Raw genomic sequence first — 3038 nt, 5'->3', positions numbered from 1 at the left:
TTCTGTATCAGCAGAAAACCAATCGTGTTTATCTTCCCGATCAATTAGCACAGGCATATAATCCACTAAATTTTGGTAACGAACTACTTTGTTCTCGAGTGGTCCTGTTAATAGAGAACAGGTCATAAACCCGTCTTCTAATGTAGTATATATACCAGCCAAATAGAGAAGTTTACCGTTCTTGCCACTTATATGGTAGGGGTAAACTTCTCCGTCTTTAAGTACAGATGTAAAGAAACCTGTTACCGGTATTATACACCTTCTATTCTTAAAAGAATCATCATACCACATATCCATTTCCAATTTATCTCCAGGTATGGTCAGTGTATTGGTCAACCTTTGAAATTGCTCCCAATCATCATTGAAACTACTGGGCAACAAACCCCAAATTGCCAAATTGACCTCATTAGGCTCTTTCATGGTGATTATAGGTATAGAAACTTCTGTTAAGCCACTAATAACTACTTGCGGGCTATATAAATCTGGATACTTGAACAAAGCATTTACCTCCTGTTCTATCTCCTTCATTTTTGCTGTATTTGAAATTTTAAAATACATATCAATCTTTTGCTTTAAACATAAAGTTCGGCAAATAATCATAGTCCTCTTATTGCAGAAACTTAAAAATATAACGCATTAGAAAAGAGCACTTTTCCTAATATTTAGCACAAAAAAAAGAGGCTGTAAACAGCCTCTTTTTTAATTCATATAACAATAAATTTATCTAATGTCTTCCAACATTTTAATATTTGAGAGTCCGTTTTTAATAGCCTCTTTTTGACTTCTTAAAATGGTTGCCGTAGTTGATGGTAATGAAGTGTCTTCTAAAACATCATCATACTCTTCAATGGCAGATTTTTCTCCCCTAATTGCTTCTTCTAACATAGCTTCTGCATTATCTAAAGCAAATAAAGCTTTTACATCCATCCAAGCTCTGTGAGCCTTACCGGTCATGCTATCTCCTTTATCTATTTCTTGACCAAATGTCTTAATTTCTGATTTTAGTTCATGACCAAAATCGTAACGTTGCTTTGCCTTTGTTTCAAAAAACGATCTTAACGGCATATTCTCCGTATTCTCTGCTGCCTTTTTAAATCCTTTTTCGGCATCATATGTTTTTTCTAAAAGTTCATTTAATTTATTTCCTACTTCTTCTGTGTATGTACTCATTTTATATTTTATTTTAATGATGTGATTTTTTTATTTAGAGATGACAATCACAATTACATCTTATAAAACTTATTTCTATTTTTAAAATCTTGTAACTTTCTTTTTAGTTCGTCTACGTCATTTAGTTTAGATTTATTTGAATACATGAGCACATGCTCCATATCAATTTTAAACATGGCATCTTCATCATCTTTGGTCAGTTCATTTAATGTACTATCAACCAAATAATCTCGTACCATTAAACCAATGAAACCTAAACCCATCATTATTGAAATACCTGCAATTAAATCTAACATCTGTATTGTTTTGATGTCAAATATAAAGGTGATCATCGGTTCTTTTTACCTTGAAAAAAAGTAGCATTAACTCCTTTGAATTGGGTTAATAATCAGGTGTATAGGATTAAAAATAAACTTGACATTCTACACAATAACCTCACAGTTTTTAGAACTTGCAGTATCAAATTAGTTCTCACGTTTGTGCACATTTATATAGGTAGTTTCCATCACTTGTTCTCCAAACACTAGAAGTGATGGAAAGCACAAACAATAATTAAATACATTATGATTAGAAAAGGTACAGCTGTAAAATGGTCATGGGGCAATGGCACTGCCAAAGGTAAAGTTGAAGAAACTTATACCTCAAAAACGACAAAGACAATTAAAGGAAATGAAGTTACCAGAAATGGTAGTGATGATGATAAAGCACTTTACATTAAACAAGATGATGGCGATCATGTTTTAAAAAGCGAAAGCGAAGTGGAACGTGCCGATTAAGTCTTTATTTTTTTTGAACCCAAACGATTAATTCTTTTTAGACAGACTCTTTAGCGGATTAAAGTCGGCTATTAAGTCGATCAGTACTTTTTCTGCTGCAGTTTGGTATTCCGTAGCTTGTGTAGCTTCTACCTTTTTAAACATTTCATCCAGTTCATTTTTCTCATACTTACTTACTACAAATGGGTGTACGTAATACTTCTTACATACATTTCTAGTATTACCTAAAGCTTTTGCTGTATTGTCAAATGCTCTTATGGTATTCTTCTTTATTTTACTTTCAACTATGGTAGGTTCATTTTCTAAAAGAGATTCAAAAAAAATCAACGTACCTGACCAGGTTCTAAAATCTTTTGCAGTAAACAGGTCTCCACTAATCTCCTGTAAATATTCATTGACCATACCACTATCAACACTTGTTTTAGTGCCGTCTTCATCAAAGAATTGAAAAAGGTCCCATCCTGGTATCTCTTCGCATTGCAATACTAATTTTCGCAGTTTTCTATTGTTGAGGGAAATGTTATGCTTTTTACCTTTCTTACCGGTAAATTCAAATTTTAATTTATTCTTACTTGTTTTTAAATGCCTTGTCCTTAAAGTAGACAAACCGTAAGTTTTGTTTCTTTTCGCATACTGCCTATTACCAATACGAATGTGGGTTTCTTCCATTAACCTAACAATTAAGGCCAGTACTTTTTCTTTGGGCCAGCCATCTAACTGCAAATCTTCATCAACCTTTTTACGAATATTAGGTAAGGCTTCGCCAAAATGGGCCATTCTTAAAAACTTGGTACGGTTTCTTACCCTTAACCATAAATCATGATAACGGTATTGTAACCTATGCTTTAAATCATACCCAACAGCTTGTAAATGAGCATTGGCTATAGGTGCAATTTTCACCTCTTGCCATGCTGGGGGAATCACTAGTTTTTTTATTCTGGTTAATTCAGATTTCTTATGAAGTGGTTTGTTTTTTAATAGATATTGAAATTTATCTTTTTCCTTAATTCTCTTTATCGCTAAAGCATCTCTATTCACATATTTTAAGTGCATATGCGCAGCTACATCATGTGGCTCACTTGCCAATAATTC

The 3038-nt window shown here is 33.0% G+C and carries 5 protein-coding genes; 1 reads left to right on the top strand and 4 read right to left on the bottom strand.

All coding sequences use genetic code 11. The features are described 5' to 3' along the window. The 3 genes from ABJI11_RS13845 to ABJI11_RS13835 form a co-directional block, all read right to left on the bottom strand. On the bottom strand, positions 1-558 hold a 558-nt coding region (locus ABJI11_RS13845; RefSeq protein ID WP_348353368.1), incomplete at its 3' end, for an SOS response-associated peptidase family protein. Between the two features lie 162 nt (positions 559-720). Then, entirely contained in the window at positions 721-1170 is a 450-nt protein-coding gene (locus ABJI11_RS13840) for a PA2169 family four-helix-bundle protein (protein ID WP_348353365.1), read from the bottom strand. A gap of 53 nt (positions 1171-1223) precedes the next feature. Next, the gene (locus ABJI11_RS13835; protein ID WP_348353364.1) at positions 1224-1466 is read right to left on the bottom strand and encodes a hypothetical protein; all 243 of its coding nucleotides are present in this window, start codon (positions 1464-1466) and stop codon (positions 1224-1226) included. Positions 1467-1733: 267 nt separating this feature from the next. Here ABJI11_RS13835 and ABJI11_RS13830 point away from each other — a divergent pair, with 267 nt between their 5' ends. Beyond that, a complete protein-coding gene (locus ABJI11_RS13830; protein WP_276491346.1) occupies positions 1734-1946 on the top strand; it encodes a DUF2945 domain-containing protein in 213 nt (70 codons plus the stop codon). A 27-nt stretch (positions 1947-1973) separates the two neighbouring features. Here the strand turns inward: ABJI11_RS13830 and ABJI11_RS13825 are convergent. Further along, positions 1974-3038: DNA topoisomerase IB (locus ABJI11_RS13825; RefSeq protein WP_348353362.1), on the bottom strand; the 1065-nt coding region annotated here is incomplete at its 5' end.

This window comes from Maribacter sp. (assembly GCF_039968975.1).
GTDB lineage: Bacteria > Bacteroidota > Bacteroidia > Flavobacteriales > Flavobacteriaceae > Maribacter.
The sequence above is the reverse complement of the archived record's forward strand: the minus strand, read 5'-3'. Positions and strand labels throughout refer to the sequence as shown.